Genomic DNA, 21,630 nt, shown 5'->3' with positions numbered 1-21,630 from the left:
TCATGATGAAGCTTTCTCTTAAAAATCTCATCTATCGTATTAAAGTTATAGCTAAAAAAATATCCTATTTGTTATGGGCATATCTGCTTTTTGGTTCTTTATTTATTCTAAAATGCTTTCCAGCCAAAATGGGAATTTCTTTTTTTTCTTGGTTGGCAAAAAAAATCGGTCCCCTCGTACATCGTCATCAGATAACCCTTGAAAACCTTAGGAGAGCATATCCTGAAAAAACAGAGCAAGAACGCTATGCGATTGCAATCGAAATGTGGGAGAATATAGGACGTTTCCTAGCCGAATATATTTTTCTTGATAAAATTTTTGATTTTGATCCTCATGCGGAAGAGCCAGGTTTTATTGAGGTTAAGGGAATTGAAATCTTTGAACGATTAAAAGAAGAAAAAAAGCCCCATATTTTTTTCACAGCGCATACTGGAAATTTTGAACTTCTGCCTATTTGCGCACAAAGTTTTGATCTAAATGTTACGGTCTTATTTAGACCACCCAATAACCCTTATGTTGCCAAACGAGTTCTTAAAGCACGACAAACTTCTATGGGACATCTTGTTCCCTCAAAAGCCGGTGCAGCGTGGACATTAGCAGGCAAATTAGCAGAAGGTGAAAATGTTGGTATGCTTGTTGATCAAAAATTTCGCCGCGGTATCATGGGAACATTTTTTAACAGACCCCTTAAAACAAATCCCTTAATTATAAAGCTTGCGCGACAATATGACTGTGATATTTATCCAGCGCGTTGTATTCGTCTACCTGGAGGACGTCATCGTTTAGAATTATATGAACATGTAGAACTTCCACGAGATGAAAAAGATGATATTGATATCGCTGCTTCCACGCAAAAATTAAATGATATTGTTGAAACTTGGGTTCGTGAATATCCCGGACAATGGATGTGGTTACATAGACGTTGGGACATCTAACATAAGCTCTATTGCTTACAGAGGAAGTACAAATGTTAGCCTCAAAAAATATCAAAGATCTCATCGCAATTATCACTGCTTTACGCAATCCTGATAATGGTTGTCTCTGGCATAAAAAACAAACTTTTGAATCCCTCATACCCTATCTGCTCGAAGAAGTTTACGAAGTCATCGACGCCATTGAACGAAAAAACCAAAAAGATCTCTGTGAAGAACTTGGTGATCTTCTTTTACAGGTTGTTTATCATGCTACCATTGCACAAGAAGAAGGTAGCTTTACTTTTGAAGATGTCGTTTATGCAATTACGAAAAAAATGATTCGTCGCCATCCTCACGTTTTTGGAAATGCTGAACAAAAAAAACGAGGTTTTATAAAAGAAGAGTGGGAATATATAAAAAAAGAAGAACAGACTAAACAAAAAAAATTGCACAAAGAAAACAACAATTCAAGTATTCTTGCAAAAATAAAACCAATCCAGCCAGCAAATCAAGAGGCTATTGCTTTACAAGAAGCTGCAGCTAAAGTGGGCTTTGATTGGCAAGAAAGTGATAAAGTTTTTGCAAAAATAGAAGAAGAACTCGAAGAGCTCAAAGAAGCCATCAAAAATAAAAAAAGTTCAGAAATAGAAGCAGAATTTGGAGATCTCTACTTTATTCTTCTTAATCTCGCGCGCCACTTAGCAATTGATTCACAAAAAGCACTCAAAAAAACAAATATAAAATTCCGAAGTCGTTTTGCCTATATTGAAGAAAAGCTCTCCACTCAATCTAAAACACTCACTGACGCATCCTTAAGTGAAATGGAAGCACTTTGGAAGAAAGCTAAAAAAGAACAATAAAAAATATCAGATTTTTCCTACCCAAAAGAATAAATCTCCCAGAATCTACTTAATGATAATTTCTCTAAACTTGGATAATTTTACGAAGCTTGATTTGTTTTATATTGATCTTGGGAAACAGGACGAAGTTCTACCGACTCGCCACACCCACATGCTGAAACTTGATTAGGATTTTTAAAAACAAAGCCCGAACGAAGCGTTGTCACTTCATAATCCATTTGTGTTCCTAATAAAAATAACACCGCATCATGCGCGATAAAAACACGAGCACCATTCACTTCAACAACATCCGCATCTATCCCCTCTTCTTTGACGAGAGTAATTGTATATTCCATCCCTGCACAGCCGCCTTTTTTAATCCCAACAAGAATACCTCGTGCATCTTTAGCATCCATAATCGCTTTAACACGATTCACAGCGGCGTGTGTTAAACTTATTACCGAAAAACGACTCATTGGTTACTCTTTTCTTAGCTTAATAGACACTTTAAACGTTTTTTCCCTACCATATTTCCTATCTGGTATTTTAGAAGAAAAACAACAAGACATAAATTAAAACATCCCAACCTTTTTATTGGGATAAAAATGTATCCTGATAGAATAAGATTTTTGATTGTATAATCTAGAATTTAAAATTTTTTCCCCATAAGAAGTAAAATACCTCTGCTATAAACACTCTAAACGAAAAAAAAACGTTTCAATGCCATACATTCAATCCTAACATTTTGAAAATATTTATTTTTTAATGAGCTATCATATAAAGGAAATAAACCTCCCGTACTTATGGGCTCTCCTTCCCCAATACCCTTAAAGTTACAAATCTTTCCCCTTCACAATCTGAAAAAGGAGTTAAATCTATAAAGCTCTATTAACTATAGATCTCAAAATGTAAAGATAACAAAAAACTTTACAGATTCGTTGTTTATATCGAATGAATAATAAGATATTAATGGACAAAATTTTTTACTTTCAAAAGCCGTCAATATAAGCGTATTTTAGATTTTGTTCTGTTTATTTTTTCTCTTGCCTTTAAAGAAACAGTCATTTAATCGTTTCACACGGGAATCGGAGCGTAGCGCAGCCTGGTAGCGCACTTGACTGGGGGTCAAGGGGTCGTGGGTTCAAATCCCGCCGCTCCGACCATTTTCTAAATGCTATAAAATAAGCTTCTTTAGAATTTTTTATTTCAATTGCGCATCCATGATTTTTTTTCAGCATAGAATAGTGCAATAAACTTTTATCATCAATTTGAGAGAGAGCGTTTTTATGAGAATCATCTTCGTTCTCAGGAAAGGAAATATAAAACGCGAGACCTTTGCCTCGCGTTATTTTATTCTGTAAAAAATTTATGGTTATTTGCTTCTCATATTTTCTAAATTTTCTTTATGTGACAATGCTATTGTTATCATTTTTTGTAATGGATGGAGACATCTGCACGCTTATTTTTTTTGGTTTTAATTCAGCTGGCATTTCCCTTTTAAGCTGAATATGAAGAAGCCCATCTCCAAGCTCTGCTCCGATAACTTTCACATGATCAGCCAAATGAAAACGCCGTTCAAAAGCGCGCGAAGCAATACCTCGATAAAGAAATTCTCGTTCTTCATCATCCTTTTCAGGCTTTCTGTCTCCTTTAACGATCAGCTGATTACAATGGGTTTCAATATCAATTTCATCTTGAGAAAAACCAGCAACAGCCATAGAAATTCTATAAGAATCTTCACTTAAACGTTCAATATTATAAGGGGGATAAGAAGAAACTTCCTCTGGTTGTGTTCTTGAATCAAACCAGTTAAAAAGATGATCAAAACCTACTGTGGAACGATAAAATGGTGAAAAATCTACTTGGCGCATAATACTGCCCTCCTTTAGAGCGACTAAGATTTAAAATTGATTCACAAAGTTCCCAAATGGCAAACTTACTTGTGAATCCGCGGCCCCATCATGGCAACCACACTATATTATCTGGTAATCGTTTTCCTTTATTTCAACTCTTTTATCTCTGAATTGACAAAAACTATCTAAAAAACAACATACCCCTTTCTTAATCCTTCTTCATCATTACATAAATATCAAAGTGCTCTCATTATCTCACGTTGTACTCAGCAACAAATACACTTAAAGGATTTCAATTGAAGACACCTCTTTATCCTATAGACTGGAGTTCCATAACTCCTCACATCCATCACGGTATCCTTAAAATAACAATAGATCGCGAAATTCGTTTTGCAATAACATATCCTAAAGCAGAAAAATCTAAGGGAACTATTGTTATTCTTGAAAACAACGCAAATACTTTAGAAACATATTTTTTACCCATCAATGAAATTTCCAAACGCGGTTTTCATACAGCAATATTTGACTGGTTTGATCAAAAAAAAATATCCCTCACAACAAGAAAAAAAAGCCGACATCATGACTTTGATATAAATAATGATATTAATGACTTATATGAATTTCTTAAAAATATTGTTTATCCTAATTGTCCCCCCCCTTACTCCATGCTCACCTACGGTGTGGGGGGATTAATAGCTCTTAGCAGCTTAGAAATCATTAATCATCAGTTTGATAAATTGCTCTGTGTTTCTCCCCTTTTTGCTCCATTCGGGAATAAAACGAATGGTTTTCAACATAAACTAACACAATTTCTTTCTGATATAGGCCTTGGTTTTATACCAGCAAAAGACGGAAAAAAATTAAAAAAAACAAACCTCAAAAATATCCAATTGGAGCACATGCATCAAGAAGCATTGCCTTTCATTAAATCCTCAACATCCCGATGGATGGCATCGGTATTTAATACGATTGATTCTGTGAAAAAAAATATACTCCACGGACATTTACAAGTTCCAACACTCTTTATTCTCGCCAATCAAGACAATTTCGCCAACAACATTGAAGTACGGGAATTATGCCAACACACACGTCTGACAGAAAGTATTACCATTACAGGCGCTAAACTTGATACAATTATGTATAATGAAAGTTATAAAAAACAATTTTGGGCGGCATTTGATGCATTTATTCTCGATAATGCCTCTACAAAATAATACAAAATCTCAACTTCCATTTTGCTCTGCCAAAACGAAGATTTCTATCAGCGACATCGTTCTATAAATATCTTCTATATAATGGATTCCATCTTCTAACCATTCATATGATTCGTTTTATAGGCTCTATAAACAAACCATGAAACCAATATTCATCACAAGGCATAATAAAAATGATAAAATAACTATAAAAAATTTATCTTAATATATCGTTATAAATATTTATAAATAAAACATCAAAATAATATTTTTGATATATTATTAAGTGGTTTTTTATATTATTATAATAAAATAATATTTTTTACCTATTAAAAATAACTTTGAAAATAAAAATTATTTATAATATTTATTTGTAATTCTCTACAAAAAACAAATAACTATAAAAATCCTATTTTTTAGGATAACCTTTCAAAAACAATAAATTAACATAATATTCTTCTCATTTCTCGATAGAAGCAATCCGTACAGTACCGGTTTTCATAATTTTTTTTAATGGAGCTCTGATAAGAAACAGATAATTTAAAAAAAATAGTAATGAATCAGTTTAAAAGTTTTGGATTGTCCCAGCTTTTTCCAAATCACATATATTTCGAATTTAACCAACTCACAACGAATATGCTGTATTTTGAATAAGAATATAAGAATTAACCATTTTGCCATTCATTTCGATTATGAGTATTTTTCGATCTTTTTTATAAATACTCTATATTGTATAATTGATATGGCAAAAACTCTGACAAATGGAGCCATTGGAACACAATCATGAAACGAATCCTGCTCGCAGAAGATGATAACGATATGCGTCGCTTTCTCGTAAAGGCCCTAGAACGTGCAGGCTATGAAGTCGCCGATTTCGATAATGGTATTAGCGCATATGAACGTTTACAAGAAGAACCATTTTCTCTTCTCCTGACTGACATTGTGATGCCAGAAATGGACGGAATTGAACTGGCACGACGTGCTACTGAAATTGACCCTGATTTACGAGTCATGTTCATTACAGGTTTTGCAGCGGTTGCACTCAATTCAAATAGTGATGCTCCTCCTGATGCAAAGGTTCTCTCTAAGCCATTTCATTTACGAGAGCTCGTCAATGAGGTTGAAAAGATCCTTATTGCTGCTTAAAGGGATATTTTTCTCAGTTATTTGCATCTGTTGTAAAAGAAAATGAAATTAAGCATTGACGTTTGTCATTCTATATGGTGTATGCAACATCGGTGAATGGGCGTGTAGCTCAGCGGGAGAGCACTACGTTGACATCGTAGGGGTCACAGGTTCAATCCCTGTCACGCCCACCATTCGATTTTATACCATAAGTGACTTATCAATTTGTCATATTCTTTTCAGAGTACGGCACTCATCAATAAAAATGAGAGAACAAGATTTCGCAATATGCCTCTATAATGAGCATGCTCTATGGGATATTTCTGGTATTTTTTGAGTTCTGCTAACGCCTCTTGGGATACGCTATTTGAAAGAATCATAAATGCCAGAACAGTTTCAACGGATTAGAAGGTTTTATTGTAAAGTTCTTCCGAAAAACTTCGGCTGCTTTTCTAAAAAATATTGTTTAGCTTCTGATCGATCTTCTATTTTTTTGATTCTTTCTTCTCTATTGACGGAACACCTATTGTTAAAATAGTTAGAAATATAATAACAGTTCTTTTCAGTACGTAAACAACTTGGTTTTTAGAGCGATATTTTAAGTTCACCAATGATAAGTTACCAATAAAGTATCTAAAAAAGTAAAAAACACGATAAAAGAAACTTTTTTATTTGCTCAAAACATTGATTTATAATCATATATTACTATTATTCATGTTGAATAAGAAATCCGAATATTATAGAGTTCTTTCATTTCAAGCCTCTCTCCTGTTGAATCATCAAAACTATCTCCCTTGCACATCACAAGAAGGATGAGCATGTGGATAATAATTGTACAAGAAAGCACTAAAATACCTATAACGATCTGCAAAGCTAAAGTCTATGGCAACATTGGTGACTAGAAAATAGACAAAGTGTACGATATTTCAGCCTATTCTTTATAAGCGTAAAAATGATAGAGCTCTATAGATTTAGCGTTATACCATTCATGAGAGTCGGTGTGAAATAGGCTTTTAGGAGCTTTAAGGGCTGTCTCTTTAAAACCAACGCATAAATATACCATACAATGGCGCTCTGTTCTTCACATGGTATTCCTAAACAATGATCACCTAAAATTGTATGTGTTTGAGAACATTAGATTTTATCGCATAACATTTTAGTGTAATCGTTATTCAAGATTAAAATAGCTCTCGCATGAGGTACAAACGAGAAAAAACGTTTGAAAATATAAATGCGAAATCTAATAACTTAAATCTAAGATACCATTCATCTTCATTCATAATTCAAACGAATATCTACAAGATAAGCTATAAATACGCAGCATAGATTCTTAAACTGATAAAACTAAGTAAACCATAAACATTGCTGCAATCTATAGCCTTAACCTGAGAAACAACGATAACCACACTCAACTAGATTGGCAATAAATGTATCGCATTGAAAAAATATCTTATCTGCGTACACATACAGCCTCTTTTTATACCAAAAGACTCTAAGGTCGTAATACGCTATAAGGCACAACTTTTAATACAAGAAGATAGCCTTCATCTCTAGGAATAGGTCTCTAAACTCTCATCATAAACAGATAGCATTTTTATTCTTCAATATCCCATAAAATATTTCCAAATAGAATCTATCATGCCTTGAAAACCAATCTTACCAAAGACCATACTAAAAAACATCATAATATTATTCATAAAAAATTTAAAGTAGACATTTTTGTGCAACTTTACCGGCATTAAACGCAATGCTTACCCCTCATCTAAGAAATAGCACATTCATTTTTAGAAAAATAAAAAAAATCACCTAAAAAAAGCTTTGGCAATCTGTTTTCTAAAGCATGGAATGCAGCTGCATTAAAAAAATCAGCAATGGGTAAAAAAATGACCAGCAATACGTGGTAAGCAAATACAGGAGCTACTATATCACAACTTAAAGTACTTTTGGCTGTCCATAAAATAACATGTCATCACTTTATACTCAAACAACCAACAAAACAGGCAATAGCATTAATAAAAAACATGAAAAAGGTTCAAGGTGTACAGAAAAATAAATTAAGAGAATTAAAGGAAAATTCCCAATTTTTTTGTCTATTAATTTTCTTAAAATGGTGATCCCGACAGGATTCGAACCTGTGACCCACGGCTTAGAAGGCCGTTGCTCTATCCAGCTGAGCTACGGGACCCAACTGATTATTTTCTCAATTCAAAATAGCATCTTCAACTCAATGTGTCCAAGATTGCTGCCGATCACTGCGAAAATTATCAGAATAAGAAACAGCACGCCGAATCGACATATGTGTCTTTTCTACACGATAGGGGATAGCATTCTTGCGTGCAAAAGCAATCGCTTCTTCCTTTCTATTAAATCGGATTCTTACCTGACTATTCATATCAGATGTTGCCGTGTAACCCATAAGAGGCTCCAGCATTTTTGCTTTCATCGGCTCATACTGCAGAATCCAAAAGCCTGTATTCCCCTTCCCTGACTGCATAGCAGTCTTAGCAGGACTATAAATACGTGCGATCATGCCTTTTCCCTTCAGTTACATAACACTTGAATGATCGTTTTTCACCACACGTACCCAACTGGGTCTTCTCATACACTTTATCAAATATGGTCGGAGCGATAGGATTCGAACCTACGACCCCCTGATCCCAAATCAGGTGCGCTACCAAGCTGCGCTACGCTCCGCCATTTAACATTTATTTGATGCACATTTCCTAAAATTTTCACAACAGAAGTGCAAGAGAAAAACACACTTTTTTTCAATTTTGTTGCATTTCTTTACAAAAAATAACGTTTTTAAATTTTTTCCTCCCCCATAACATATTTATTGACGAAAATAGAAAATAGCACCTGTACCCAAATTCCACCAATAGAAAAAAATAATAAGCCTCTTTTTAGAAACATTTTCAAATACAAAATATATGGCTTGTAAAAATGATAAAACGAATATTCATCCAATAAAATCTCAAAGCCATTTAAAAAAACGCATCAAAAAATAAAAATAATACCTTTCACTTTTAACAGATATTAAGAAAGCAGAAAATTTAAATGACGCGTCCTTCCTTATATTCAAACAATAATAAAAGGAAATATCATGTGACGTCATGATAAGAAGTGTTTACGTTTTTTTTCTATTCAAAACTTCAGCAATCACAGCACGCGTTATTTTTCTTTTTCTTTGTAACGCCAACTGATCAACAGAATCAATAACATGCTTCAATGAAAATAAAGAACGTTCACAACGGCTGATAAGATAATAAACCGTATCTGGATGCACAATAAGCTGCCTATCGGAAAAAAGCTTAAAGGCAACAGTTGTTAACAATGCATCATCAGGCTGATTAATTTCAACAAACATTACTGAATTAAGACGACTTTTAAGATCATTTAACTTTAACTTCCAAGTAGAAGGGAGTGTTCGTGCCGTCATCAATAAAGTAGCTTGTCGTGTATCGACATTTGCTTGCTTAACACTGTTAATTAAATGAAAAAGTTCTGTCTCATTAATTTCCGCTGCATCAATATCCTCTATTAAAAATGATCTGCCTAAAGAAGCCATAGCAACAGCCTGATCAATTTTATTGCGCTGAATCCTGAATGCATTTGCTTTTTGCTGCCATATACTCGAAAAGTGGGTTTTTCCAGATCCTTCTTTTCCAACCAAAACTGCAATAGGCACGCTCCAATTAGGCCAGTGATCAATAAGCTGAAAAGCCATACGATTGCTATCGGTTACGACTAAATCATCAAATTGAAAAATTGGCTCATAAGGGAAGTTTAAAGATAATTGCGTTTCTCGCCCATTCATTTTAGTGGCTCCGACTTTCCACTTCGCGAATACATCTGAGAACTAAGATAAGTATGAAGGGCAAAACGAACTAAAACACCCACCGCCGCCGCTGCCGGAACAGCAACAAGCATACCAGTAAAACCAAAAAGTGAAGAAAAAGCAAAAAGCGAAAACATCAACCACACGGGATGTAATCCTACTGATGAACCAACAAGTTTTGGTTGAAGAATATAACCTTCAATAAATTGACCAATTAAAAAAAGTACCATCACAATGATGATTCCCCCCCAATTATTGGGATAAAACTGGACCCATGCAATCCCAACAGAAAGAACCAAACCACTCATTGTTCCAATATAAGGAATAAAACTAATAAGACCAATAAACATACCAACCAAAAGACCAAAATTGAGTCCTGCAATCGTTAAACCAATCGCATAATACCCCCCCAATATGAGGCAAACGGTTCCTTGTCCACGAACAAAGCCTGCGATAGCTCTATCCATTTCATGAAAAATACTTCGAACGGTTTCAAGATGATCACGCGGTATTAACGAATCAATTGCTGTCACCATACGTGGCCAATCTAATAACATGTAAAATGTCACCACAGGCGCCACAACAAATAAGCTAACAATATTAACAATAGACTTGCCTGATTTCAAAAGTGAATTCAAAAGAGATGTAATAAAATCAGAACCTTCTCCCAAAAGCCCTTTAATATTACTCCGTAATTCATTTGGATCACTTCCAAAATAGTGCCTTATCCAATCAAAATCATGCTCAACGAAAAAAGTTTGAATACGATTAATATAAACAGGTAAGCCATCACTCACAAATTGCTGTATTTGCGAACTAATAATAGGAATCAGAATAACTAAAGCAGCGACAAAGATAATAACAATAAATAAGGTAATAAGGACAGTACCAAAAACACGGCGAATACCAAACTTTTCAAGGAGTTGAACAATGGGATTAAGAAAATAAGCCAACACAATTCCTGCCACAAAAGGAAGCAAAATTGATCCAAAAACAAACATAAAAAAAATGAAAAAAATCAGCGTCCCCAGCCAAAAAAAGATTTGTCTTTTCATATTATTTGGCAACGGTAATTGTGTATATGCTGGCGTATAAGTCTTATAACGGTCACGGGATGTACCCTCACTCCCTTTCTTTTTCATAAGTTTCCACGAAGACTGCCCATGATTATCTGATATCTTGCTCATAAAATATCCTAAAAAAAATTCTTCACAAAAATTATAAACATCTTCAAAATAAGGTACAAGTAAAGTTGCTTATTTTGTTATCAATATCTCTTGCAGAGAAAACTCTATCATGGCATTGCATAACATCAAAACCTGATTTTCCATTAAAGGAAGGCTCCAATGAGCAATCAAGATCTTACAAATACTAAATCCAAAGCTGGTCTTACCTACGCAAAAGCCGGTGTAAACATCGATATGGGTAATGCTATGGTAGAAAAAATTAAACCCTTTATACGCGCGACAAAACGAGCCGGAGCAGATGCAGAAATTGGCGGTTTTGGTGGCCTTTTTGATTTAAAAGCAGCCGGATTTACAGATCCTATTTTAGTCGCAGCCAATGATGGAGTGGGAACAAAACTAAAAATTGCCATTGAAAGTGGTCACCATAATACTGTAGGAATTGATTTGGTTGCTATGTGTGTCAATGATTTACTTGTACAAGGAGCAGAACCTCTCTTTTTTCTGGATTATTTTGCAACGGGTAAGCTTGACCCTGAACAAGGTGCTGCAATTGTTTCTGGCATTGCAGAAGGATGTCAACAAGCCGGCGCTGCTCTTATTGGAGGAGAAACTGCAGAAATGCCAGGAATGTATGCAGAAGGAGATTATGATCTAGCAGGTTTTGCGGTAGGCGCATGTGAACGCAGTGCGCTTCTCCCTTCAAAGGACTTGACAGAAGGCGATATTATCCTAGGTCTAAGCGCCTCTGGAATTCATTCCAACGGCTTTTCACTTGTTCGACGAATCGTTCAACAAAGTCATCTCAAATGGAATGACCCTGCTCCTTTTGCCTCCCAAAACAGCCTTGGTACAGCACTTCTGACACCAACACGCATTTATGTGAAATCGCTTCTTCCCATCATGCGAAAATACGAAGGAATTAAGGCTCTAGCGCATATTACGGGTGGAGGCTTTCCTGAAAATATTCCACGTGTCATTCCCTCTTCTCTTTGCGCTGAAATTAATCTTTCTACCATCAAGGTTCCCTCCGTCTTTTCATGGATTGCCAAACAAGGTGAAATAGAAGAAAGAGAAATGTTACGAACATTCAATTGTGGTATTGGCATGATCATTATCGTAGCACAGCATGCTGCTGAAACAATTACACAAGCTCTTGAAAAAAATGGAGAAGCTGTGACTCCCCTTGGCATTTTAATAAAACGCCAAGATCAAAATAAAGGAATACTTTATAAAGGGAAACTGCATTTATGAAAAAACAAATCGTCGTTTTCATATCTGGTAATGGGTCCAATATGGTCGCCCTTGCTCAAGCAAGTCAACAAAAGGAATATCCTGCTAAAATCGTCGCAGTTATTTGCGATAATCCACGTGCAAACGGTATTGAAAAGGCAAAAAATCATAATTTACCAATTCATATTGTTGATCGCAAAATCTATAAAACAAAACAAGAACATGAAGAAGATATTTTCAAGATTTTAGATCAATATAAGCCAGATTTTATCTGCTTTGCGGGGTATATGCGCCTTATCTCATCACGCTTTGTAAAACGTTATGAGGGGCGAATTTTAAACATTCACCCTTCTCTTTTGCCTTCATTTAAAGGCTTAAACACGCATGAAAGAGTTTTACAAGCAGGCGTAAAAATCACGGGTTGTACTGTTCATCTTGTTACAGAAGACATGGATGCTGGCAAAATCCTTGCCCAAGCAGCCGTTCCGGTCTATCCGGATGATAACACTGAGTGCTTAGCACAAAGGGTCCTTAAAGTAGAGCATAAACTCTACCCCCAAGCCTTAAAAGCATTTATTGAAGGAAAAAGCAAAAGAGTCGATACGCAACAACAGCTTTTATCCTTTTGAGTATATCAGCAGTCTATAGAATTTTTCAACGTTGTAGATACAGTTTCTCTTTAGAATCTATGGTTAAAAAACTCTGAAGTTGACGGGGTTAAGTCTATTTCTTCATAAATTTTTGCGTAGAATGTGCAATTGTTTTGAGTTTTATTTAAATTTCCAAACCATTCTTCTTCATTTCGTTTTCTGGATATTAATACACGCTCTATTAATCAAAATACTTTCGTATTTCTCCCAAAAAATCTTAAAATACGTAATTTTTCTATTGCATTAATTTGGGTTTCATGACGAAAGTGTTTCTTTAACTGTTAGAGCTAACTGTTTGAGTGTAAAGGGTTTAGATAAAAAACCAAAAACAGCATCTTGTGGAAGATTCTTAGCAAAAGCATCTTTTGCATATCCAGAAACAAAAAGAAATTTGATATCAGGGTAGCTTTTACGCACTTCCTTCAATAAAGTAGGCCCATCCATTTCTGGCATCACCACATCGGAAACAATAATATCAACAACGCCTTTTTTTTCCTCAAGAATAGAAAGGGCTTCCACTCCACTAGCTGCCTCCAAAACCGTATATCCTCTCATTTGAAGAGCTCTTACCCCCCCCATTCTGACCGCATCCTCATCTTCAACCAATAAAACAGTCGCAGATCCTGTTAAATCTATATTTTTATCTTTCTCTTCCTCTTTTTCAATTTTTTGAGAAATTTCTCCTTTTATATCTGGAATATAACGAGGCAGAAAAATATGAAATGTTGCTCCTTCTCCCTCTTTACTTTCACAATAAATATACCCACCACTCTGCTTGATAATTCCATAAACCATTGATAAACCAAGGCCTGTTCCTTTTCCAACTTCTTTAGTTGTAAAAAAAGGCTCAAACATTTTTTCTTGTATAGCAGTAGATATCCCAGTTCCTGTATCTGAAATAGTTAATTGCACATATTCACCAATTGCTAAACCAAGATGATTAAAGTCAGCACTTTGTTGTTTTGTAATATTGTTTGTCGTAATCGTAACAATACCTCCATCAAACATGGCATCACGCGCATTAATAACCAAATTCATAATCACACGCTGAAAAGAGGCTTGATCGACTTCAACGCTCCACAAATCTCTTCCATGGATAATTTTTAACTGAATATTATTCCCTAAAAGTGGTAAAACAAGATTGCGAATATCGGATAAAAGTTCTGTGAAATCAACCTCTTCAGGTCGAAGGGTTTGCTTTCTAGAAAAAGCGAGTAATTGCTGGACAAGAGCAGCCGCACGATTAGCATTATTTTTAATATTAATCAGATCAGCATGCGCAGGATCAGAGCTCCGGTGCGTATTTAAAAGAAGATCACATGACATTAAAATTGCTGTTAAAACATTATTAAAATCATGCGCAATGCCACCTGCCAATTGTCCAACAGCTTGCATTTTCTGACTATGCATCATTTTATCTTCAAGTGTTTTTTGTTCTGTTGTTTCAATGACAGAGATAATGATCAAATCTTGTAGCACATCACCATGATAGAGTGGTACAGACATCACATGGAGGCGCAAATGGCGTTCTTCATTCTTTTCTAAAACCGTTTCCAAAGAAACAAAATAATTTTTATTGGTCGCAATTTTCTGAAAAGCACGCTCTAACTGCACACAATCACGACGGGAAATAATATCATAAAAGTTGATAGTCTTATCCATACACGCCGTAAGTGATGAAAAAGCATTATTCATGTGAATCAATTGCCCTTCCTGATTTACCACGGCAATTGCAAAAGGACTCGCATCAAAATATTCTTCTAATATACTGGGTAATTTTGATTCATCAGCCTCTTCTTTTTGTATTTGTTGTGGAATGATCACAATACGATAAACGGCTTCCTCCTCTAAGAGAGGAGAAGCAGAAATAAAACAATGAAATATTTTCTCACCTATCGTCTGTGAATTTAAACACAATGAAAATCTATAAGGTAAAGAGTAACCTGAGTTTTGATATCTGTTAGTTTGTAAACAAATATCACTCCATGAACTTTTAGCGCCAACGCTCTCAAATAATGAATCAAACTGATATTGACCAACTGAGAAATTTGCTAAATCAATTGAAAACCATTCGGCAAAAACCGCATTGGCATAAAGAAGTGTACCTTGTGTATTAACGGATATAAAAGCAACAGGTGCTTGATCTAAGTGATTAATCGCCTCTTGAAGGTTAGAGAAAAAAACTTCTCGGTTTTGTTGTAAATGCGAAATATCGCTAATGCGCCAAAATAAAAGCTTTTTTTTCCGTTTTGTAATAGGTTGAACAGAGATATTATACCAAAAAGATTTTTTTTGTGTAGAATCGGTAAAGATTGGTTGCTCTACTCTTAACTCTTCTTGCGCTGAAAGATTATTATAGGCAGCAGCTTTTAAGCGATAGGAAAGTGCACCAGCTCCTGGAAGATCAGCAATAACCCTATAACAAGACCCTTCAGGCTTATAGGTTAGAATTTTTTGATAGTTTTGATTAGAATAATAAACAAAACCAGAAAGATCAGAGATTACAATCGCATCATCGCTTCTATTAAAGAAGCTAAAATCAAAATCTTCATGCAACCACGATGCATGGTATCTTAAAATTCCCATTCCACTTAAAATGAGTGTTGCAACACCAATAGTGGCTAGAATCAAAAAAGATGCTACCACAGCCTTTTGCAAATAACTTTGTGGATAAAAAAAATCTAAAAAGCCCACAGTGAAAAGGAAAACAAAGATAAAAATAACACCTAAAATCACAACTCTCCGACGAACAGAAGACGAAGACACTGATCTTTCATTATTCTCAAAACCTTTATCCATCTCTCTTTGCCTTAGATTTAGCTGTCTCTTATGCTAAGAAACTTCCTTTATATTCATTGTTATACAATATATACTATGATATTATCTTTCTAAGAAAGCTCACTTAATGTTAAAAAGTTTATTTCTTTATCTTTAAGTGAATCTTTTAAGGGTATGTTATAAATTTATCTCAATAAAAAATGATAATTTCCATACCACAATGGGAGAAAATCTATGGTTACTTGGTTATCAGACCAAATAGGTGTATCTGCTGCAAACGTAACAATAAGTTTTTTGTTTTTCATAATAACAGTCCTAGCTCTTATCATAATTATCTTGTTTTTACGCCGTTTGAATACGGGAAGATACAACACTAATAGAAAAAAAAGTCTATCACGATTAGCATTATGTGAAGCAATTTCTATAGATAAAACACGCCGCCTTGTTTTAGTCCGTTGTGATAATAAAGAACATTTACTCCTTATTGGCGGATTAACAGATGTTGTTGTAGAATCGGATATTACCAGCACATCCAGCACACAGAAGAAAGAAATACATCCCCACCCCACATCCTCCCTTACAGAAAGAAACGAGACGACAGATAAAACCTCTTCTTCTTTTACGAATCAAACGGTAAAAGATTCAGCCATCACGGCCGAAATTGAAGGGAGACAAGAACCATCTTTGTTTATTCCTACCCCTCCAAAATAAAATATACAATTTTATCTCTACAAACTTCGTTTATTTATCGTTCTCATAACTTTAATCATCACGATAAACTCTTTCACGACGTTCGTGACGTTCTTGTGCTTCCAGCGACAAAACGGCAATCGGCCGAGCCTCAAGACGCTTGATACTAATGGGCTCGCCGGTTTCTTCACAAAAACCATATGTTCCATTATCAATTCGCTCCAAGGCAGCATCTATTTTTGCAATAAGTTTTCTTTGACGATCACGAGCACGTAATTCAATTGTACGATCAGTTTCACAAGATGCCCTATCAGTCAAATCAGGTTGACCAACATTCTCTTCCTGCAAATTTTCCAAAGTCTCACGCGCTTCTTTTAAGATATCATTCTTCCAAGAAACTAATTTAGCACGAAAATATGCTTTCTGCCGTTCATTCATAAAAGGCTCATCTTCACTAGGGCGATATTGAGCATCAATCTCTTCGCTCATGCAATAAAAAACCTCCACATCTGCTCTGTGGGGTCTATATATTGTGCAATACCCATCAACACAAGAATAAAATGTTCTTTCATAACAATCTACAAATATGTCTAAATATGCTGTTTGATCCTGATCGCTTTTTTGCCTAAGCTGGAATTTTGATCGAAGATCACCCCAAAGTCATCTTTCTCATTTATTAAGAAACCTGAAAAAAGAAGAAAGTTCCAAGTAATCTCGCTCCTCCTTTTTCAGTGCACTAAAATTTAAATGGAACACCAATAAATCATTTCATCAATGCCAAAAAATAAAAATCTTTATAAAGGTAAAGTGTGATATCCACGATTCAAATACATCAAAGCATCTTTTTCTTGACTACGGTTGATTGCAACAACTTCACCAATCAAGACACAATGGGTTGCATGTTCGTGCCAACAAATTAAACGACAATCAAAAGAGGCTAAAGCATCTGAAAGACTGGGCGCTCCCGTCTGCAAAGTTCCCCATTGAGCCACATCAAAACGTTCATTTTGTGTAACATTGCAACGCCTCGAAAAAACATCCGCTAATGGACGATGTTTTCCTGCCAAGCTATTAACACAAAAAATTCCATTCTCCATAAACACATGATTCTTCAGGTTATGGCGCATGAGACAAACAAGAAGCGTTGGAGGATTATCTGATAAAGAACAACACGCCGAAACCGTCACCCCGCGCTTTCCTTTAATGCCATCTGTTGTCACAATATGCACAGCGCCTGCAAAATGACTCATAGCATCTCGATATTCTTGCGAAGAAACAGTAATATTATCTTGAAGTTCAGGCTTCAAATATGTTTTATGATTCGACATATCTTTCACTTATCAAACTTTAAAATTTCAAGCGGTCTTTGTATAAAAAAAATCTATAATACGTATTTTTCTTTTTCGTCATAACACAAAAGATATTTGTGTATACAGAGCGACATGATAAAAATAGCCAATCAAGGAGATTTTTATGCCCCATTTTCATCTCATTTCACCTTCGCTCTTGGCATCTGATTTTTCTAAACTTGGGCAAGAAATATTAGATGTTGTTGATGCTGGTGCAGATTGGCTCCATCTTGACATTATGGATGGGCACTTTGTTCCCAACATCACCTTTGGCCCTGAAATCGTCAAGGCTCTGCGCCCATTCACCAAAGCAATATTTGATGTCCACCTGATGATCAAACCTGTTGATCCTTATTTAGAAGCTTTTGCAAAAGCAGGTGCAGATATTATAACCATTCATGCTGAAGCAAGTCCCCATCTACATCGTTCACTCCAGACAATCAAAGCAATGGGTAAAAAAGCAGGAATTGCACTCAATCCAAGCACCCCTGAACATGTCCTTGAATATTTGCTTGATCAATTAGATCTCATCCTCATCATGACCGTCAATCCCGGTTTTGGTGGACAAAATTTTATTCCAGAAATAAAAGATAAAATTAAGCGCGTTAAAAGCATGATTGCAAATCGCCCTATTGATCTTGAAGTTGATGGTGGTATCACCGTTGATACAATTGGAATAACTGCAAAAGCTGGTGCAAATGTATTTGTCGCAGGCTCTGCAATTTATAAAAACGGAAACAAAGAGCTTTACAAAACACGCATAAGTGCATTGCGCCAAGCAGCTCTCCTCTCACAACAAGGAAAAAAATGATGATCGCACGTTATTCCCGCCCTGAAATGGTAGCAATTTGGTCTCCCGAAACAAAATATCGTATTTGGTTTGAAATTGAAGCCCATGCCTGTGATGCTCTTGCTCAACTGGGAGTTATTCCGAAAGAAGCCGCCAAAGTCATTTGGGAAAAAGGGGCAGCTGCTAAATTTGATGTCAATCGTATTGATGAAATTGAAGCCGTTACCAAACATGATGTTATTGCTTTTCTAACCCACCTCGCTGAATTCATTGGACCAGAAGCACGTTTTATCCACCAAGGTATGACATCATCTGATGTTCTTGATACAACGCTGAGCATTCAATTGATGCGTGCGAGTGATATTTTGCTCAAGGATATAGACCAACTCCTTGAAGCCTTAAAAAAACGTGCTTTTGAACATAAAGAAACAATCACTATTGGGCGGAGTCATGGCATTCATGCTGAACCAACGACATTTGGAGTCAAATTCGCTCTCGCATACGCTGAGTTTTCCCGTTGTCGCAAACGTCTTCTAGCAGCACGCGAAGAAATTTCTACTTGCGCAATTTCAGGCGCTGTAGGAACTTTTGCCAATATCGATCCACGCGTTGAAGAACACGTCGCAAAAGCCTTGAGGATGCGTGCTGAACCCGTTTCCACCCAAGTTATACCACGGGATCGTCATGCGATGTTTTTTGCAACACTTGGTGTTATTGCGTCCTCTATTGAAAGGCTCGCGATAGAAATACGCCATTTACAACGAACGGAAGTTCTCGAAGCAGAAGAACATTTCTCACCAGGGCAAAAAGGCTCCTCGGCAATGCCTCATAAACGTAATCCAGTTTTAACAGAAAATTTAACGGGATTAGCCCGTATGGTCCGTGCTTTTGCACTCCCTGCCATGGAAAATGTAGCCCTTTGGCATGAACGAGATATTTCTCACTCATCTGTCGAGCGTTATATTGGCCCTGATGCAACGATTACACTTGATTTTGCTCTTTCTCGCCTCACATCTGTCATTGAAAATCTCATTGTCTATCCAGAAAATATGCAAAAAAATCTCAATAAATTCCGAGGTCTTGTTCACTCACAACGGGTACTTTTAGCACTCACACAAGCAGGAATCAGTCGCGAAGATGCGTATCGGATTGTACAACGAAATGCGATGAAGGTTTGGGAACAAGGAAAAGATTTTTTAGAAGAACTGCTCAACGACAAAGATGTTAGCAAAGCTTTAAGTGAATCAGAGCTTCGAGAAAAATTTGATCTTTCTTATCACACCAAACATATCAATACGATTTTTAAACGTGTTTTTGAACAACAATAGAACAACATAGAAAGCCTAAATCTATTCCCTCTATGATCAAAAAACTCTTGTAACAAAGAAAACTAATTCATGAAAGCAAATCAACTCGATATTCTTATTGTTCCAGGCTACAAAGGATCTGGCCCTGATCATTGGCAAACACGTTGGGAGAAGAAACTGTCGACAGCCCGCCGCATAGAACAAGCCCATTGGTCAAAGCCTGTTTGTGATGAGTGGGTTAATGAAGTTAAAACCGCCATCGCACAAGCTCAAAGGCCTGTTATGATTATTGCTCATTCATTAGGCGTTCCTACCGCACTTCATGCAACGATACAAAATGCAGAAAAAATTTGTGGCGCTTTCTTTGTTGCGCCTCCCGATGTCGCTAATGAGAAAATACGTCCCAAACATTTAATGACATTTGGCCCCTATCATCGTCAAAAGTTGCCTTTTCCTTCTGTTGTCATAGCTAGCCGCAACGATGAATTTTGTCAATTTTCAGTCGCAGAAAAAATCGCTCATGACTGGGGTTCACTCCTTGTTGATGCTGGGTATTCCGGCCATATTAACGCAGAATCTGGACACGGACCTTGGCCTGAAGGACTTATGGTTCTCTCTCATTTTCTTGCAAAAATTTGATCCAAAGAGAGGGCCTTTTTCTCATTATCTCTGTATTTTTTCCTTTAGGCAGATGTATCATGACAAAAATTATAAAAGTATCATAGCAATATCATTGAGAATTTCGATCAATTAGGATAGTATCATTGACTAATGTTATTAAAAACCTCTCAAGATAAATAGAGAATTATAATGAATCGTCGCCACCGTATTTATGAAGGCAAGGCTAAAATTTTATATGAAGGTCCTGAACCAGGAACGTATATTCAATTTTTTAAAGATGATGCCACAGCCTTTAATGCAAAAAAACATGAAATTATTGACGGGAAAGGGGTTTTAAACAACCGAATTTCGGAACATATCTTTAGCCATCTTGGGCGTTTGGGTATCCCAACACATTTCATCAAACGCATAAATATGCGCGAACAGCTTATTAAAGCAGTGGAAATTATTCCATTGGAAGTTGTTGTTCGCAATGTCGCGGCTGGCTCTCTTGCAAAACGTTTAGGACTAGAAGAAGGAACCCCACTCCCGCAATCTATCATTGAGTTCTACTATAAAAATGATTCTCTCGATGATCCGATGGTAACAGAAGAACATATCACTGCCTTTGGGTGGGCTGTCCCACAAGAGCTAGAAGATATCATGCAACTTTCAATTCGTATTAATGATTTTCTTTCTGGGCTTTTTGCCGGTGTCAATATCCAGTTAATTGATTTTAAAATGGAGTTTGGTCGCCTATGGGAAGATGAAACAATGCGCATTGTTCTTGCTGATGAAATTTCACCTGATTCTGCAAGACTATGGGATATGCAAACACGAGAAAAAATGGATAAAGATCGTTTTCGTCGTGATATGGGGGGGCTTATTAATGCCTATCAAGAGGTTGCCAAACGCCTTGGTATTATGAATGAAAATGAACCAACTCGGCCAAGTGGTCCTGTCTTGGTAAAATAATTATCCCCTTCTATCAATACATCTCTCTTCAAAGAAGAGGTTCTTTTAAAAACAGGAAGCAAAAAATGAAAGCACGCATTATAGTTACTTTAAGAGAAAGCGTCCTTGATCCACAAGGAGAAGCAATTGTCGGTGCTTTAAAAAGTTTAGCTTTCGAAGGTATTCACTCCATTCGTCAAGGAAAAGTTTTTGATATCGTTCTTGATGATCAACCCTCTGAAACGGCAAAGAAAAAACTTGAGAAGATGTGTGAAGAATTACTCGCAAATACTATCATCGAAAATTATACTATCGAACTTCTTTAAGTGGGCC

At 36.1% G+C, this 21,630-nt stretch carries 20 protein-coding genes and 4 tRNA genes; 14 read left to right on the top strand and 10 right to left on the bottom strand.

Annotated elements, in window-relative coordinates; genetic code table 11:
• The first annotated feature begins 5 nt into the window (after nt 1–5).
• Entirely contained in the window at nt 6–935 is a 930-nt protein-coding gene (locus T429_RS0104050) for a lipid A biosynthesis lauroyl acyltransferase (RefSeq protein WP_005773453.1), read from the top strand.
• Between the two features lie 32 nt (nt 936–967).
• Nucleotides 968–1,774 (top strand): nucleoside triphosphate pyrophosphohydrolase, encoded by an 807-nt coding sequence (gene mazG, locus T429_RS0104045; protein ID WP_005773452.1) that lies wholly within the window; start codon nt 968–970, stop codon nt 1,772–1,774.
• Between the two features lie 80 nt (nt 1,775–1,854).
• On the opposite strand, the gene T429_RS0104040 is transcribed toward mazG, so the two are convergent.
• A complete protein-coding gene (locus T429_RS0104040; protein WP_005773451.1) occupies nt 1,855–2,229 on the bottom strand; it encodes an iron-sulfur cluster assembly accessory protein in 375 nt (124 codons plus the stop codon).
• A 610-nt stretch (nt 2,230–2,839) separates the two neighbouring features.
• Here T429_RS0104040 and T429_RS0104035 point away from each other — a divergent pair.
• Nucleotides 2,840–2,916: transfer RNA gene (locus T429_RS0104035), tRNA-Pro, on the top strand.
• Between the two features lie 240 nt (nt 2,917–3,156).
• Here the strand turns inward: T429_RS0104035 and T429_RS0104030 are convergent.
• On the bottom strand, nt 3,157–3,624 hold the full coding sequence (locus T429_RS0104030; protein ID WP_005773450.1) for an Hsp20 family protein: 468 nt from the start codon (nt 3,622–3,624) through the stop codon (nt 3,157–3,159).
• Nucleotides 3,625–3,902: 278 nt separating this feature from the next.
• Between T429_RS0104030 and T429_RS0104025 the strand changes: the two genes are divergently transcribed.
• The 3 genes from T429_RS0104025 (at nt 3,903) to T429_RS0104015 (ending at nt 6,118) form a co-directional block, all read left to right on the top strand.
• On the top strand, nt 3,903–4,820 hold the full coding sequence (locus T429_RS0104025; protein WP_005775135.1) for a serine aminopeptidase domain-containing protein: 918 nt from the start codon (nt 3,903–3,905) through the stop codon (nt 4,818–4,820).
• A 762-nt stretch (nt 4,821–5,582) separates the two neighbouring features.
• A complete protein-coding gene (cpdR, locus tag T429_RS0104020) occupies nt 5,583–5,945 on the top strand; it encodes a cell cycle two-component system response regulator CpdR (RefSeq protein ID WP_005773448.1) in 363 nt (120 codons plus the stop codon).
• A gap of 98 nt (nt 5,946–6,043) precedes the next feature.
• Nucleotides 6,044–6,118 (top strand) — tRNA-Val (locus T429_RS0104015).
• Nucleotides 6,119–8,032: 1,914 nt separating this feature from the next.
• Here T429_RS0104015 and T429_RS0103995 read toward each other — a convergent pair.
• The 5 genes from T429_RS0103995 to T429_RS0103975 all read right to left on the bottom strand — a co-directional run bounded on the left by T429_RS0103995 (nt 8,033) and on the right by T429_RS0103975 (nt 10,949).
• Nucleotides 8,033–8,109: transfer RNA gene (locus T429_RS0103995), tRNA-Arg, on the bottom strand.
• A 39-nt stretch (nt 8,110–8,148) separates the two neighbouring features.
• Entirely contained in the window at nt 8,149–8,454 is a 306-nt protein-coding gene (locus T429_RS0103990) for an ETC complex I subunit (RefSeq protein ID WP_005775136.1), read from the bottom strand.
• Between the two features lie 87 nt (nt 8,455–8,541).
• Nucleotides 8,542–8,618 (bottom strand) — tRNA-Pro (locus T429_RS0103985).
• A gap of 433 nt (nt 8,619–9,051) precedes the next feature.
• Nucleotides 9,052–9,741: a DnaA regulatory inactivator HdaA gene (hdaA, locus tag T429_RS0103980; RefSeq protein WP_005773444.1), complete on the bottom strand. Its 690-nt coding sequence runs from the start codon at nt 9,739–9,741 to the stop codon at nt 9,052–9,054.
• Complete coding sequence (locus T429_RS0103975; RefSeq protein ID WP_005773443.1) at nt 9,738–10,949, bottom strand: AI-2E family transporter; 1,212 nt, start codon at nt 10,947–10,949, stop codon at nt 9,738–9,740. Before T429_RS0103975 ends, hdaA begins: the two co-directional genes overlap by 4 nt.
• A gap of 159 nt (nt 10,950–11,108) precedes the next feature.
• Here T429_RS0103975 and purM point away from each other — a divergent pair, with 159 nt between their 5' ends.
• Nucleotides 11,109–12,200: a phosphoribosylformylglycinamidine cyclo-ligase gene (purM, locus tag T429_RS0103970; RefSeq protein ID WP_005773442.1), complete on the top strand. Its 1,092-nt coding sequence runs from the start codon at nt 11,109–11,111 to the stop codon at nt 12,198–12,200.
• Complete coding sequence (gene purN, locus T429_RS0103965; RefSeq protein WP_005773441.1) at nt 12,197–12,808, top strand: phosphoribosylglycinamide formyltransferase; 612 nt, start codon at nt 12,197–12,199, stop codon at nt 12,806–12,808. Before purM ends, purN begins: the two co-directional genes overlap by 4 nt.
• A 276-nt stretch (nt 12,809–13,084) precedes the next feature.
• On the opposite strand, the gene T429_RS0103960 is transcribed toward purN, so the two are convergent.
• On the bottom strand, nt 13,085–15,628 hold the full coding sequence (locus tag T429_RS0103960; protein WP_005773440.1) for a hybrid sensor histidine kinase/response regulator: 2,544 nt from the start codon (nt 15,626–15,628) through the stop codon (nt 13,085–13,087).
• Between the two features lie 213 nt (nt 15,629–15,841).
• Here T429_RS0103960 and T429_RS0103955 point away from each other — a divergent pair, with 213 nt between their 5' ends.
• Entirely contained in the window at nt 15,842–16,318 is a 477-nt protein-coding gene (locus T429_RS0103955; RefSeq protein WP_005773439.1) for a flagellar biosynthetic protein FliO, read from the top strand.
• 51 nt (nt 16,319–16,369) lie between these two features.
• Here the strand turns inward: T429_RS0103955 and dksA are convergent, their stop codons facing one another.
• Together dksA and T429_RS0103945 are read right to left on the bottom strand one after the other, a co-directional pair.
• A complete protein-coding gene (dksA, locus tag T429_RS0103950) occupies nt 16,370–16,786 on the bottom strand; it encodes an RNA polymerase-binding protein DksA (RefSeq protein WP_005773438.1) in 417 nt (138 codons plus the stop codon).
• A gap of 305 nt (nt 16,787–17,091) precedes the next feature.
• Nucleotides 17,092–17,625: a flavin reductase gene (locus T429_RS0103945; RefSeq protein ID WP_005773436.1), complete on the bottom strand. Its 534-nt coding sequence runs from the start codon at nt 17,623–17,625 to the stop codon at nt 17,092–17,094.
• A gap of 145 nt (nt 17,626–17,770) precedes the next feature.
• On the opposite strand from T429_RS0103945, the gene rpe reads away from it, so the two are divergent.
• From rpe to purS, 5 genes are all read left to right on the top strand, one after another.
• Nucleotides 17,771–18,457 (top strand): ribulose-phosphate 3-epimerase, encoded by a 687-nt coding sequence (rpe, locus tag T429_RS0103940; protein ID WP_005773435.1) that lies wholly within the window; start codon nt 17,771–17,773, stop codon nt 18,455–18,457.
• Nucleotides 18,457–19,764, top strand: a complete 1,308-nt coding sequence (purB, locus tag T429_RS0103935; RefSeq protein WP_026500874.1) for an adenylosuccinate lyase — start codon at nt 18,457–18,459, stop codon at nt 19,762–19,764. Before rpe ends, purB begins: the two co-directional genes overlap by 1 nt.
• Nucleotides 19,765–19,833: 69 nt before the next feature.
• Nucleotides 19,834–20,382 (top strand): RBBP9/YdeN family alpha/beta hydrolase, encoded by a 549-nt coding sequence (locus tag T429_RS0103930; protein ID WP_005773433.1) that lies wholly within the window; start codon nt 19,834–19,836, stop codon nt 20,380–20,382.
• Between the two features lie 171 nt (nt 20,383–20,553).
• Nucleotides 20,554–21,318 carry a phosphoribosylaminoimidazolesuccinocarboxamide synthase gene (purC, locus tag T429_RS0103925; RefSeq protein WP_005773432.1) on the top strand — a complete coding sequence of 255 codons (765 nt, stop codon included), beginning with the start codon at nt 20,554–20,556 and terminating at the stop codon, nt 21,316–21,318.
• A gap of 65 nt (nt 21,319–21,383) precedes the next feature.
• On the top strand, nt 21,384–21,623 hold the full coding sequence (purS, locus tag T429_RS0103920) for a phosphoribosylformylglycinamidine synthase subunit PurS (RefSeq protein WP_005773430.1): 240 nt from the start codon (nt 21,384–21,386) through the stop codon (nt 21,621–21,623).
• Nucleotides 21,624–21,630: the final 7 nt, after the last annotated feature.

It is taken from the genome of Bartonella elizabethae F9251 = ATCC 49927 (assembly GCF_000518165.1).
Taxonomy (GTDB): Bacteria; Pseudomonadota; Alphaproteobacteria; order Rhizobiales; family Rhizobiaceae; genus Bartonella; species Bartonella elizabethae.
This window is presented reverse-complemented; position numbering and strand designations above follow the sequence as displayed.